Raw genomic sequence first — 12,462 nt, 5'->3', positions numbered from 1 at the left:
GCGAGCACGTGTATGAACGGCCTGGGGGCTACAGCTCGTCGGATCGGCACGGGTGTGCTCGTGGCCGCGTGTATCACCGCGTCGGTCTCGCAGGGCACAGCCCTCGCTGCGCCCGTCGCGGACGACGCGTCGTACGTGGTGCGTACGGAGGAAACCGACGCCGTCGCGATGACGGCGTTCGTGCATTCGGCCGCGATGGATCGAACCATCCCGCTGAAGATTCTTCGTTCTCCGGACCGGGTGACGCCGAGCCCCACCGTGTACCTGCTGAACGGCGCGGGTGGAGGGGTGGACGGTATGGACTGGTACACCCAGACCGATGTCGTGTCGTTCTTCGCGGACAAGAACGTCAATGTGGTCACTCCCGTCGGCGGCGCCTACTCCTACTACACGGACTGGTAGCACGGCGATCGCGTGCTCGGCCGCAACAAGTGGGAGACCTTCCTGACCCGCGAACTGCCTCCGCTCGTCGACCAGCTGCTGAAAACCAACGGCCGCAACGCCATTGCCGGCATCTCGATGGCTGCGACGTCGGTGCTCAATCTGGCGGCGCACAATCCCGGTCTCTTCCGGGCGGTCGGCTCGTACAGCGGATGCGCCTCGACCACCGATCCGTTGGGCCGGGCGTACGTCAAGACCGTCGTATCGATGGCGCTCGGAGCCGACGTGAAGAACATGTGGGGCGCGGACGACGACCCCGACTGGGTGCGCAACGACGCCGTCGTCAACGCCGACAAGCTGCGTGGCACGGCGCTGTACATCTCCAACGGCAGTGGCCTGGCGGGGGCATCGGACACGTTCGACGGAACCAATCCCAACGGCCCCGGTTTCGTGCTGCTGAATCAGATGGTGGTGGGCGGTGCCATCGAGGTCGCCACCGGCGACTGCACCCATCGCCTGAAGAGCGCCCTCGAAAAGCTCGATATTCCAGCCCATTTCGAGCTACGGGAGCGTGGGACGCACTCGTGGGGATACTGGCAGGACGATCTCCACAATTCGTGGCCGATGTTCGAGCAGGCTCTGGCCGACTGACGTCACCGGCTCTCGAGGTGCCGCCACAGGAACTCGTACGTCAACGCGGTCTTGAAGGCCAGCTGCGCATTGTCCGACGCGCCGCCGTGGCCGCCCTCGATGTTCTCGTAGTAGCTCACGTCCTGGCCGAGCTCGGCCAGGCGCGCAGCCATCTTGCGCGCGTGTCCGGGATGGACTCGATCGTCTCGGGTGGACGTGGCGATGAGTATCGGTGGGTACTTTCGCTCGGACGCGGCCACGACGTTTTGATACGGGGAGTACTGCGAGATGAACTCCCACTCGTCCGGGTCGTCCGGGTTGCCGTACTCGGCCACCCAGGATGCTCCCGCGAGCAACAGGTGGTACCTCTTCATGTCCAGTAGCGGGACCTGACATACCAACGCCCCGAACAGTTCCGGGTACTTCGTTTCCATGATGCCCATCAACAGGCCACCGTTGCTGCCGCCCTGGGCGGCCAACCGATCGGCGGTAGTGATCCCTCGGGCCACCAGATCGCGGGCGACCGCGGCGAAGTCCTCGTGGACGAGATGCCGGCCCGCCCGCAACACCTGGGTGTGCCAGGACGGTCCGTACTCGCCGCCGCCGCGGATGTTGGCGACGACGTAGGTGCCGCCGCGCTCGAGCCAGGTTCGCCCCATGGCTCCGCTGTAGCCGGGCGTCATCGAGATCTCGAAGCCGCCGTAGCCGTACAGCAGTGTCGGGCCGGGGCCCGCGTCGCCGCGTCGCACCACGAAGTAGGGGATCGCGGTGCCGTCGTCCGACTGCGCGAAGAACTGCTGCACTGCCATACCGTCCGCATCGAAGAATGCGGGAGCCTGCTTCAGTACCTCGAGCGCGCCGCCGACCGTACCGACCAGCAGCGTCGCCGGGGTGAGGTAACCCGAGGAGGTGAGGAAGAACTCGTCCCCGTTCTCCTCGGCGTCCGTACCGATGATCTCGGTCGACGCCAGCTCCGACAGCCCGTCGACGGTGGTCGTGTCCCAACCGTGCGCACCGGGTGTGAGCACATGCAGACGAGTACGGACATCCTGCAGCGTCACCAGCAGCAGATGATTCTCGGTCCACGCGTACTGATGCAGGGACGTGTGCTCGTCCGGAGTGAACAGAACCGCGAGAGATGCTGTGCCGCTCATGAATTCGTCGAAGTCGGCAGCGAGTAGGGCGCCCGCCGGATGGGTGACACCGTCGTAGGTCCACTCGGTCATCGTCCGAACCAGCAGCCAGTTCTCGTGGACCGAGGTCGATGCGTCCGTCGGCGTCGGAATGCGGGTCACCGCCGTACCGCCGAGCACGTAGGTCTCGGAGTTGTAGAAGTCGGTGGACCGCTGCACGAAGTCGCGCTCGAATCCGGGCGTGCGGTCGTGCCACGCGGAGACCGAGATGTCCTGGGATTCGCCCTCGTAGACGGTCTCCGCGTCGGCGAGCGGGGTGCCTCGGTGCCATCTCTTGGTGATCCGCGGATAGCCGGATTCGGTCAGGGACCCCGGTCCGAAATCGGTGCCGACGAAGACGGTGTCGGCGTCGATCCAGCCGATGTCGGTCTTGGCCTCGGGCAGCGTGAAACCGCCGTCCTCCGCAGCGCGGAACGTGCGGGAGTCGAGATCGAATTCGCGTACCACCGTCGCGTCGGCACCGCCGCGGGACAGCGTCACCAGCGCGCGCAGCTGGTCGGGGCGCAGTACCTGAGCGCCGCCCCACACCCAGTTCTCGTCCTCGTCGGCGGCCAGGGCATCGAGATCGAGCAGGACGTCCCACTCGGGTTCGTCCTTGCGGTACTCGTCCATCGTGGTGCGTCGCCAGACTCCGCGGATGTGCTCGGCGTCGCGCCAGAAGTTGTAGAGGAACTGCCCGCGCCTGCGTGCGTACGGGATCCGCGCATCGGTGTCGAGAATCTCGCGTACACCCGCCACGGTGGCGTCGAAACGCTCGCCTGCCAGCGCCTCGATCGTCACCTCGTTCTTCTCGCGTACCCACGCGAGTGCGTCGTCGCCGGTGACGTCTTCGAGCCAGAGGTACGGGTCGTCCGAGAAAGCCATGGCACAGTTCTAGCAGCACACGTGCGGTCGGGTGCAGGACGCGTGCGAGGCTACCGGCTGGTAACGAAGACCAGGTCGAGACAGTGTCGGAGGGCACGACTACGCTGGGGACTCGTGACCTCACACTATGACGTCGTTGTCCTCGGAGCCGGTCCCGGTGGGTACGTCGCTGCTATCCGCGCGGCACAACTCGGACTCAGCACTGCCATCATCGAGAAGAAGTACTGGGGCGGTGTGTGCCTCAACGTGGGCTGCATCCCCTCGAAGGCGCTTCTCCGTAACGCCGAGCTGGCGCACCTCTTCACCAAAGAGGCCAAGCTGTTCGGTATCTCGGGTGAAGCATCCTTCGACTTCGGCGCAGCATTCGACCGCAGCCGCAAGGTTGCCGACGGGCGCGTCAAGGGCATCCACTTCTTGATGAAGAAGAACAAGATCCCCGAGTACGACGGCCAGGGCACGTTCACCGATGCCAACACCATCGAGGTCGAACTGTCCAAGGGCGGCACCGAGACGATCACGTTCGACAACGCGATCATCGCGACCGGCAGCACCACCAAGCTGCTCCCGGGAACCGAACTCAGCAAGAACGTCGTCACGTACGAAGAGCAGATCATGACCAAGGATCTGCCGGGATCGATCCTCATCGTCGGCGCAGGCGCCATCGGTATGGAGTTCGGGTACGTCCTGAAGAACTACGGAGTCGACGTCACCATCGTCGAGTTCCTCGATCGCGCGCTCCCCAACGAGGACAAGGACGTCTCGAAGGAGATCGAGAAGCAGTACAAGAAGCTCGGCGTCAAGGTCATCACCGGCGCAGGTGTGCAGAGCATCGACGACGACGGCTCGAAGGTCACCGTCGAGATCAAGCACAACAAGTCCGGTGAGAGCGAGACCTTCACCGTCGACAAGGTGATGCAGTCCGTCGGTTTCGCTCCTCGCGTCGAGGGCTTCGGTCTCGAGAAGACCGGTGTCGAGCTCACCGATCGCGGTGCCATCGGCATCACGAACACGATGCAGACCAACGTCCCGCACATCTACGCCATCGGCGACGTCACCGCCAAGCTCCAGCTCGCCCACGTGGCGGAGGCGCAGGCCGTGGTGGCTGCCGAAACCATCGGTGGCGCAGAGACATTGCCGATCGACGACTACCGCATGATGCCGCGCGCCACGTTCTGCCAGCCGCAGGTCGCCAGCTTCGGTCTCACCGAGGACCAGGCTCGCGAAGAAGCGCAGGCTCGTGGATCCGACATCAAGGTCGCGAACTTCCCGTTCGCCGCCAACGGCAAGGCACACGGCCTGGGCGACGCGACGGGCTTCGTCAAGCTCATCGCCGACACCGAGCACGGCGAGCTGCTCGGTGGCCACCTCATCGGACCGGACGTCTCGGAGCTGCTGCCCGAGCTGACCCTGGCCCAGAAGTGGGACCTGACGGTCAACGAGCTGGCCCGCAACGTCCACACGCACCCGACGCTGTCGGAGGCACTGCAGGAAGCGATCCACGGGCTCGCAGGCCACATGATCAACTTCTGATCTCTGCTCTGGAACGACGAACGGCGGCGACCACTTCGGTGGTCGCCGCCGTTCGCTTCGTTCTAGGGGCTAGGACTTTCGCCAGTGGTCGAATCTGCCCTTGATGTCCGACGCCACGTCACCGATTCCGTTGCCGACGGCGTCGACGGCACCGGTGAAGCCGCTGCCGATGTCGCGGACCGTCTTGATCAGCGGGTCCTCCGACGTGTCGAAGTTGTTCTTGTACGTGCGGGCCGCGTTACGGAACTCCTCCGACACCTTGGCCTCGTGGTCGGTGGACCTGCGCGGGTAGTCGCCGCGAAGGACCGCCGCGTACTCGCCGCTGTCGACCCACTTCTTCAGCTCCGCAGCACGCAGCACCGAGAACGGGTGCGAGAGAAGTTCGAGATTGAGCAGCTTGAGCACGCCGTCGCGCAGATCTCCGCTGGCCTCGTACTCGGCGGCCTGAGCGAGGAAGGCGTCGACGTCGATTTCGCTGATGCGTGCGCCGCCCGCCAACTTGAGCTGCACGCTGATCGCGGTGTGCACATCCTGTCCGCACAGCAAACCTGCTCTGTCGCCGGATAATTCGGATTTGCGCTGCCATTCCATCAGCCCCGCAATGACCGCGCGCAAGGCCCAGCCGCCCACCGGAACCCAGCCGACCGTGCCGGCGAGGCGCATCAGATGCATGAGAACGGTGCGGTACACCGCGTGGCCGGACAGCGCGTGGCCCAGTTCGTGACCGACGACGAACCGCTGTTCCTCGTAGGTCATGATGTCGAGCATGCCGGTGGTCAGGACGATGAACGGTCGATCCATTCCGATGGTGAACGCGTTGACCATCGGCGACTGAACCACGAACAGCTCCGGAGTTTCCTCTGCGCCGAGAATCTGCACACAATCGGCTCGAAGATCGTTCAGATCCTTGAACTGGCGTTCGTCGACGCGCACCGCGGTGGCCAAGTACATCAGGCGATGCTGTCTCTCGCGCAGCAGTCCGGACAGCGTTCGCAGTACCGTGTCGAAGCCCTTGAGGGTACGGAGAGTGACCAATGCTGCTCGATCCGATGGGTGTTCCCAAGTGCGAGAAGAGATATCGGGAAACTCGATACGAGTACGGTCCGGTGCGTCTGTCACTCTGTGGCTCCCAGTCTGATCGGTCTGTTTCCTAAAGTATCAGTAAAAAGCCCCATCGCTTCTTTCTCGGCCACGGTGAGGTCTCGCATCGCCGGGGGAGTAGCAGGGTCGGTAGTGCTAATTCTTGGTGGCGCTGACGAACTGGGCGAGACCGCGGATGTCCTGCTCGATGTCGGTCATGCCCGCTCGCGCGAAGATGTCGGTGAACTGATCCTTCGGGAACATGCGCACCCCCACAGCGGCAGAACCCAGACCGACGACGGTACGCAGCGGTGCCGGGCCCAGTTCGCAGCTGGTCATGATGGCGATGCGTCCACCCGGCCGCAGCACTCGAACGAGTTCGTCGACGATGCGCATCGGTTGCGGTACGAGATACAGTGCGGCATAACAGCATACGGCGTCGAAGGTTGCGTCGGCATACGGGAGATCGGCGGCATCGCCGCGTACGTATGCCGCGCGCGGCCCCCGATTGTCGCGGACTGCGCGAGCGATCATGGCCTCGGAGATGTCGAAGCCGACGGCAATACCGTCTTCGGTCAGCTGCTCGGACAGGAACCTGGTGAAGTTACCGGGGCCGCAGGCCACGTCCAGGACTCGCTGTGGCCCGCGCAATCGCAGGTCGGCGACGGCCTTGGCGCGTTCGGCGGACATGGGTAGCCCGCCGATTCCCATCATCGACACTCCGAACGGGCGCCAAATGTTCTCGTAGATCGCCGCGACGCCGCGGTTGTTCATCGCTCGGCTGGCCATCGTCGGATTGGGGGCTTTGGCGTCGCCCATGAGTTCGACGTAGCCGCCGTCGATCCGGGCGCTCGCACGCACAGACGCCGGTTCGATCATCGCCAGAGCGCGGCTCAGTGCAGTCGCGGGTGTCTCACTCATCGTCGTGGCGGCCGGTCGCCGTAGTCGCGTTCGACGCGGAGGGTGCCCAATGTGGTTGCCAAACCGTCGTATTGGGTGACCAGCAAGACGAATTCGATGAGGCGACGTTCGTCGAACTGGGTCGACAGTTCGGACCACGTGGCGTCGGTGAGCGTCTTGGTCTCGATCAGCTCGTCGACTGCAGCGAGGATGGTGCGGTAGCGAGTCGACAGCCCGGGTGCGTGCGGGCCGGTCATGATCAGCCCCAGCAGGTCTCGGTCGATGCCGGCTCTACGGCCCAGGCGGATGTGGTGGTCCATCTCGTATGCCGATTCGCGCAGGTGCGCCACCCGGAGAATCACCATCTCCGATTCTTTGCGGGAGATCTTTCCGCCCGGCATCAGGTGGCCGCTGTAGAACAGCCACGCCCGGTACAGGCCGCCGGTTCGACCGAGAGTGGTGAACAGGTGGGGGTTGGGTACGCCCGCGCCCTTGGCGATGACCTTGCAGATGACCCAGTTGACGGGGCCGAGAGTGCGGGCGGTACCGGACGGAATGCGTGGAGTGGTCACGATCACATCCTACCGACTGGTAGCTCCGCCGTCCGGGGGCGCGGCGGGGTGACGATCTAGAGGGTAGGCTAACCTTTTTTGTGTCTCGCATTGTTCTACCCGGAGGTCCCTCGAAGTGGTGCAGTTCAAGCTCGGTCTGACAGCGTTGGCCATCACCGCGCTCGCGGTGGCGGCAGGAGCGACGGCATGCTCGTCGGCCGATACCGCCGACGGTTCCGCCGGCGAAGCGACTCGAACGGTCGAGACCGTTCGAGGCTCGATCGACGTTCCCGATAATCCTCTGCGGGTCGTCACCCTGGAACCGGTGGAACTCGACACCACGGTCGCGCTCGGCATCGTGCCCGTCGGCACGGCGGTGCTCAGCGAAACCGCTGGCGTACCGGCCTATCTCGGTACGGAAGCGGCCGACATCGCGACCGTGGGCACGGTGGCCGAACCGACCATCGAGGACATCGCGGCCGCGCAACCCGACCTGATTCTCGGGACGGAGACTCGGCACGCGCAGTACTACGACCAACTCTCCGCCATCGCGCCGACGGTGTTCATCGCCTCCCAGTCCGATCCGTGGCGCGACAGTGTCCGATTCGTCGGGCGCGTTCTCGGCAAGGAAGCGAAGGCCGAGGAACTGCTCACCGCATACGACGACCGGTGCGCCGAGATCGCCGAAAAGCACGACACCGCCGGGAAAACAGCGCAATTGATCAGGCCGCGCAGTGGTGAGCTGACCCTGTACGGGCCGTCGTCGTTCGCCGGAAGCACGCTCGAATGCGCGGGATTCACCACGCCGCCGCGGCCGGAATGGGCCGACGAGATCTCGGTCGACCTCTCGCCCGAGCTGGCGGCTCAGGCGGCCGCGGACTTGATCGTCGTCACCGCCGATAACCCGTCGGACCCCGCCGCGATCCCGTCGTCGATCACCGACAACGCTGCGACACTGCCCAATCCGCATGCGGTGGACCTGTCCTACTGGATCACCGGAGTGGGCCCGAAGGGCGGGCAGACCGTGCTCGACGACATCGACCGAATCCTGTCGGCTGGCTAGTCGGGTCGTTCCGCAGGCTCCACTCCTGTCGGGCTAGTCGGGTCGTTCCGCAGGCTCCACTCCTGTCGGATGCCGACTGACGCGTCAGAGTCGGACGGCACCCGCCAGCGCCGCGGCCTGACGGGCGCGTTCGACTACCCGATCTCGGGACGAATCGATATGTGCGACAAGCGCTGCCAGCGCCTTGTCCAGTCGACCGGCCAGCAGGTGCTCGACGATCGCGAGATGCTGATCGATTGCCGAGACCACGGCCGAGGCGTCGAGACCACCGAGAATGCGCACGGGGCGCACCTTGGCGTTGACGGCGCACAGGGCCTCGGTCAGAGCCGCATTGCCCGACGCGGCCGACAACGCGACATGGAACTGCTCGTCCATGGCTACCATGTCGTCGGTGGTCTCCGGCGGGTGCGCGCGCAGCCCGGCCCACGTGGTCGCCAACGCCGACAACGCAACCCGATCGAACGACTGCCGCGTCGCGCGAGCGATACCGCGGGACTCGAGAGTCGACCGCAGCTCGTACAGATCCGGTAGGTCACCGAGCCGGGGACGATAGGGATGCAGACCGGCCTCGTCGCGCACGACCAGACCGTCGGCCTGCAAACGCGCCAGTGCCTCCCGCACCGGAGTGCGCGAGACACCGTACATCTCGGCGAGACGCTCCTCGCCGAGGCGTTCCATGGAGCCGATGGCACCGGAGATCAGATCCCGGCGCAGTGACGAATAGACCTTCTCGCGAAGGTCCTTGCGCGGCACGATGCGCCCCGTCAGATCGTCATGGCTGCGCGCACGTCGGCCTCGGACTCGGCACCGCCGACGCCGGTCGACGTGATGCGGCCGGCTTCGAGGATGTAGTAGTTCTGCGCCGATTCCAATGCGAAGCCGATGTGCTGCTCCACCAACAACACTCCGAGACCGCCGCGGCGGGTGAGCTCGAGAATGGTGCGTTCGATCTCGGCGACCACCGACGGCTGAATACCCTCGGTCGGCTCGTCGAGAATCAACATTCGTGGTTCGGTGATCAAGGCTCTCGCGATGGCGAGCTGTTGGCGCTGGCCGCCGGACAGTAGGCCGGCTCTGCGATTCAGCAATTCCTTCAGCGCCGGAAAGAGGTCGAGTGCCTCGTCGATCAGTGCCTTGCCGCGCTTGCGCCCGTCGGCCACCACCTGCAAATTCTCCGCTGTCGTCAACTGGCCGAACGACTGCTGGCCCTGCGGCACGTAGGCCAGACCACGGGCGACGCGGGCACTGGGACGCAACGCACTGACGTCCTCACCGTCGAACAAGACCTTGCCCGAGTTCACTTTCAACAGCCCGACCGCCGCGCGCAGCAGCGTCGTCTTGCCCGCGCCGTTGTGGCCCATCACCGCCGCGACACCGTCTGCCTGAACCGTCAGCGACGCACCGTGAACGACCTCGCTGCGGCCGTAACCTGTTCTGACGTCGACCAGTTCAAGCATGATCGGCTCCTTCTTCTGCGATGTGCTCGAGTTCCTCGCCCGCCGCGGCGGTGCCGAGATAGACCTGCTGAACCTTGGGATCGGCCTGCACCTCGGCCACGGTGCCCTCGGCCAGAACGCGTCCGGCAGCCAGCACCGTCACCGAGGTGGCGAACATGCGCATGAAGTCCATGTCGTGCTCCACCACCACCACGGTCCGTTCACCGCCGATGCGTTGCAGCAGCCGGCCCGTCTCCTCACGTTCCTCGTGGCTCATGCCGGCGACCGGCTCGTCGAGAAGGAGTACATCGGCGTTCTGCACCAACAACATGCCGATCTCGAGCCACTGCTTCTGGCCGTGCGCCAGAATTCCTGCGGCCTTGTCTCTCTGGGCCGTCAGACCGATCGTCTCGAGGGCCTCCTCGATCTGCGGCAGGACCGATGCTCGACGGCGCAACATCGTCAGCACGGATCGTCCGGACCCAGCGGCGATGTCCAGGTTCTGCAGCACCGTCAGATTCTCGAAGATGCTGGCTGTCTGAAAGGTTCGACCGATACCGAGCCGGGCGATCTGATGCACCTTCTTGCCCAGCAGTTCCACTCCGGACTTGGTGACCGAGCCGGTGGCCGGAACGAGACCGGTGATGGCGTCGATCAGCGTGGTCTTGCCGGCTCCGTTCGGGCCGATGAGGAAGCGAAGATCGCCCTGCATCAGCGTCAGATCGACGTTGGTGTTGGCCTTGAAGCCGTCGAAACTGACCGTCAGATCGCGGACTTCGAGGTACTGACTGGACATGCCGGCGTTGCCGCCGAACGTGGGTTGCGGGCCTTCGACATGGATCATCGTGCGAGCTCTTTCTCTGGTTCCGCGCTGGCCTCCGGGACCGATTCGGGCTCTTTCTTTCGCTTGCGCAGTGCGAAGAGTCCGGCGATGCCGGCGGGGAAGAATCCGACGACCACGACGAACAGCAGACCCTGCGCATACGTCCAACCGGACGGGAACTGCTCGGACAGCGTGGTCTGCGCCCACGCGACTCCGAGCGCGCCGAGAACCGGGCCGAGCAGGGTGGTGCGGCCGCCGATGGCGACGCCGATGAGAAACGCGATGGACGGGACGATGCCGACGTCGTTGGGGGAGATGATGCCGACGATCGGTACGAACAGTGCACCGGCGAGACCGGCGAAGAACGCTGCGGCGACGTACGCGACGATCTTGACGTTCGCCGGGTCGTAGCCGAGGAAGCGCACTCGCTCTTCCTGATCGCGGACGGCCACCAGCAGTTCGCCGTAACGCGAGTACATCAGCTGGCGGGTGATGGCGACGACCACGAGCAGTACGCCCGCAGCGATGAAGAACAACATCTGCTTGTTGGCGGGGTCGTTGAGGTTGAACCCGAAGAACGTGCGGAACCTGTTGAGCCCGTTGGATCCACCGGTGGTCTGCTGCCCGATGAGCAGGATCGCGAAGGCAGCGGCCAGGGCCTGACTGAGGATCGCGAAGTACGCGCCCTTGACTCGACGCTTGAACACGCCGAGGCCGAGTACCAAGGCCACCAGTGCCGGCACGAACAGGATGCCCAGGATCGTCGTAATGGGTGAGGTGAACGGCAGCCAGTACGAGGGTAATTCACGGATACCGGCGATCGACATGAAGTCCGGTACCGCGTCGCCGCGAAGATCTGCGTCCGAGATCTTCAGGTGCATGGCCATGATGTAGGCACCGATGCCGAAGAAGACGCCCTGGCCGAGGGTGAGCATTCCGCCTCGGCCCCAGGCCAATCCGATACCGACCGCCACAATTGCGTAGCAGATGAACTTGCCCAGCAGATTCAACCGGAAGTCGCTGAGGACGGCGGGAGCCACAGCGAACAACAGGATTGCGGCGAGCGCGAAACCCAGCAGAGCGCCGCGCTTGGCGATGAACTCGCTCATACCAGGCTCCTTGTCTTGACAGCGAACAAGCCCTGCGGGCGGGCCTGCAGGAAGATCACGATGAGGACGAACACGATGACCTTCGCGATCGAGGCCGTGGTGCTGTATTCGATGAACGAGTTGAGAATCCCGAGGGCGAAGGCGGCGATCACCGCGCCCTTGATCTGGCCGAGTCCACCCACGACGACCACCAGGAAGGCGTCGATCAGATAGCTTTGTCCCACAGTCGAACTGGTCGAGCCGATCAAGGTCAGTGCCACGCCCGCGACGCCGGCCAAGCCCGAGCCGAGAAAGAACGTCGAGATATCGGTTCTGCGGCTCGAGATGCCCGAGGTCTCCGCGAGATCGCGGTTCTGCACCACCGCGCGGATGCGTCGGCCCATAGCGGTTTTCTTCAGTGCGATCGACAGTGCGACAACGGCGACGACCGCGAGGACGAGAATGAAGATTCGAGTCTTGGGCACCACGGCACCGAGGATGTCGATGCCGCCGCTCAGCCATTCCGGGGAGACGACGTTGACCGCCGGAGCGCCGAAGATGTCGCGAGCGAGCTGCTGCAGGATGAGCCCGACTCCGAACGTGACGAGCAGGGTGTCCAGTGGGCGGTGGTACATGCGCTGAATCAGCGTCACCTCGAGCAGTACACCCATCGCGCCGCCGACGAGGAAGCCGACGATCAGCGAGATGAACAGCGATGCGCCGCCGGTCGAGACGATCTGCTGCACAACGTAGGCCGTGTACGACCCGGCCATGATGAACTCGCCGTGCGCCATGTTGATGACGCCCATCTGACCGAACGTCAGTGAGAGCCCGAGGGCGGCGAGCAAGAGAATGGATCCGATCGACAGGCCGGTGAACAACTGTCCGATCACGACGTCCATGGGGGAGCTCCTTCGGAGCAT

13 protein-coding genes are annotated in these 12,462 nt (G+C 64.7%); 4 read left to right on the top strand and 9 right to left on the bottom strand.

Going from position 1 to position 12,462, the window contains the following annotated elements:
- The first annotated feature begins 12 nt into the window (after positions 1 to 12).
- Entirely contained in the window at positions 13 to 402 is a 390-nt protein-coding gene (locus E4P29_RS26225; RefSeq protein WP_245154109.1) for an esterase family protein, read from the top strand.
- A 12-nt stretch (positions 403 to 414) separates the two neighbouring features.
- Entirely contained in the window at positions 415 to 1,032 is a 618-nt protein-coding gene (locus E4P29_RS26220; protein WP_245154108.1) for an alpha/beta hydrolase family protein, read from the top strand.
- A gap of 2 nt (positions 1,033 to 1,034) precedes the next feature.
- Here E4P29_RS26220 and E4P29_RS01925 read toward each other — a convergent pair whose 3' ends face one another.
- Positions 1,035 to 3,068, bottom strand: coding sequence for a prolyl oligopeptidase family serine peptidase (locus E4P29_RS01925; RefSeq protein ID WP_135041424.1), 2,034 nt, complete (start codon positions 3,066 to 3,068; stop codon positions 1,035 to 1,037).
- Positions 3,069 to 3,182: 114 nt separating this feature from the next.
- Here E4P29_RS01925 and lpdA point away from each other — a divergent pair, with 114 nt between their 5' ends.
- On the top strand, positions 3,183 to 4,598 hold the full coding sequence (gene lpdA / locus E4P29_RS01920; RefSeq protein WP_032365160.1) for a dihydrolipoyl dehydrogenase: 1,416 nt from the start codon (positions 3,183 to 3,185) through the stop codon (positions 4,596 to 4,598).
- Between the two features lie 69 nt (positions 4,599 to 4,667).
- On the opposite strand, the gene E4P29_RS01915 is transcribed toward lpdA, so the two are convergent.
- From E4P29_RS01915 to E4P29_RS01905, 3 genes are all read right to left on the bottom strand, one after another.
- Positions 4,668 to 5,717: a M48 family metallopeptidase gene (locus E4P29_RS01915; protein WP_135041422.1), complete on the bottom strand. Its 1,050-nt coding sequence runs from the start codon at positions 5,715 to 5,717 to the stop codon at positions 4,668 to 4,670.
- A gap of 117 nt (positions 5,718 to 5,834) precedes the next feature.
- Positions 5,835 to 6,599, bottom strand: coding sequence for a methyltransferase domain-containing protein (locus E4P29_RS01910; protein WP_135041421.1), 765 nt, complete (start codon positions 6,597 to 6,599; stop codon positions 5,835 to 5,837).
- Positions 6,596 to 7,156: a carboxymuconolactone decarboxylase family protein gene (locus E4P29_RS01905; protein ID WP_135041419.1), complete on the bottom strand. Its 561-nt coding sequence runs from the start codon at positions 7,154 to 7,156 to the stop codon at positions 6,596 to 6,598. Before E4P29_RS01905 ends, E4P29_RS01910 begins: the two co-directional genes overlap by 4 nt.
- A 145-nt stretch (positions 7,157 to 7,301) precedes the next feature.
- On the opposite strand from E4P29_RS01905, the gene E4P29_RS01900 reads away from it, so the two are divergent.
- Positions 7,302 to 8,192, top strand: a complete 891-nt coding sequence (locus E4P29_RS01900; protein WP_209205289.1) for an iron-siderophore ABC transporter substrate-binding protein — start codon at positions 7,302 to 7,304, stop codon at positions 8,190 to 8,192.
- An 84-nt stretch (positions 8,193 to 8,276) separates the two neighbouring features.
- On the opposite strand, the gene E4P29_RS01895 is transcribed toward E4P29_RS01900, so the two are convergent.
- Genes E4P29_RS01895 through urtB form a run of 5 tightly spaced genes read right to left on the bottom strand, consistent with a single transcriptional unit; the run spans position 8,277 to position 12,441 of the window.
- Positions 8,277 to 8,945 carry a GntR family transcriptional regulator gene (locus E4P29_RS01895; protein ID WP_135041416.1) on the bottom strand — a complete coding sequence of 223 codons (669 nt, stop codon included), beginning with the start codon at positions 8,943 to 8,945 and terminating at the stop codon, positions 8,277 to 8,279.
- An 11-nt stretch (positions 8,946 to 8,956) separates the two neighbouring features.
- A complete protein-coding gene (urtE, locus tag E4P29_RS01890; RefSeq protein WP_135041414.1) occupies positions 8,957 to 9,649 on the bottom strand; it encodes an urea ABC transporter ATP-binding subunit UrtE in 693 nt (230 codons plus the stop codon).
- Positions 9,642 to 10,472 carry an urea ABC transporter ATP-binding protein UrtD gene (gene urtD, locus E4P29_RS01885; RefSeq protein ID WP_135041412.1) on the bottom strand — a complete coding sequence of 277 codons (831 nt, stop codon included), beginning with the start codon at positions 10,470 to 10,472 and terminating at the stop codon, positions 9,642 to 9,644. Before urtD ends, urtE begins: the two co-directional genes overlap by 8 nt.
- Entirely contained in the window at positions 10,469 to 11,560 is a 1,092-nt protein-coding gene (gene urtC, locus E4P29_RS01880) for an urea ABC transporter permease subunit UrtC (protein ID WP_027498415.1), read from the bottom strand. The genes urtD and urtC overlap by 4 nt, the downstream gene beginning before the upstream one ends.
- A complete protein-coding gene (urtB, locus tag E4P29_RS01875) occupies positions 11,557 to 12,441 on the bottom strand; it encodes an urea ABC transporter permease subunit UrtB (protein WP_135041410.1) in 885 nt (294 codons plus the stop codon). The genes urtC and urtB overlap by 4 nt, the downstream gene beginning before the upstream one ends.
- Positions 12,442 to 12,462: the final 21 nt, after the last annotated feature.

This window comes from Rhodococcus sp. 1R11, assembly GCF_004563845.1.
Lineage (GTDB): Bacteria > Actinomycetota > Actinomycetes > Mycobacteriales > Mycobacteriaceae > Rhodococcoides.
Note: the sequence above shows the minus strand (reverse complement) of the source record. Positions and strands in the feature narration are given on the sequence as shown.

Excerpts from the sequence above, each read along its gene's own strand:
- E4P29_RS01925 (WP_135041424.1), bottom strand. The coding sequence starts at position 3,068 with ATGGCTTTCTCGGACGACCCGTACCTCTGGCTCGAAGACGTCACCGGC.
- E4P29_RS26225 (WP_245154109.1), top strand. The coding sequence starts at position 13 with ATGAACGGCCTGGGGGCTACAGCTCGTCGGATCGGCACGGGTGTGCTC.
- E4P29_RS01910 (WP_135041421.1), bottom strand. The coding sequence starts at position 6,599 with ATGAGTGAGACACCCGCGACTGCACTGAGCCGCGCTCTGGCGATGATC.
- urtB (WP_135041410.1), bottom strand. The coding sequence starts at position 12,441 with ATGGACGTCGTGATCGGACAGTTGTTCACCGGCCTGTCGATCGGATCC.
- urtD (WP_135041412.1), bottom strand. The coding sequence starts at position 10,472 with ATGATCCATGTCGAAGGCCCGCAACCCACGTTCGGCGGCAACGCCGGC.
- urtC (WP_027498415.1), bottom strand. The coding sequence starts at position 11,560 with ATGAGCGAGTTCATCGCCAAGCGCGGCGCTCTGCTGGGTTTCGCGCTC.
- urtE (WP_135041414.1), bottom strand. The coding sequence starts at position 9,649 with ATGCTTGAACTGGTCGACGTCAGAACAGGTTACGGCCGCAGCGAGGTC.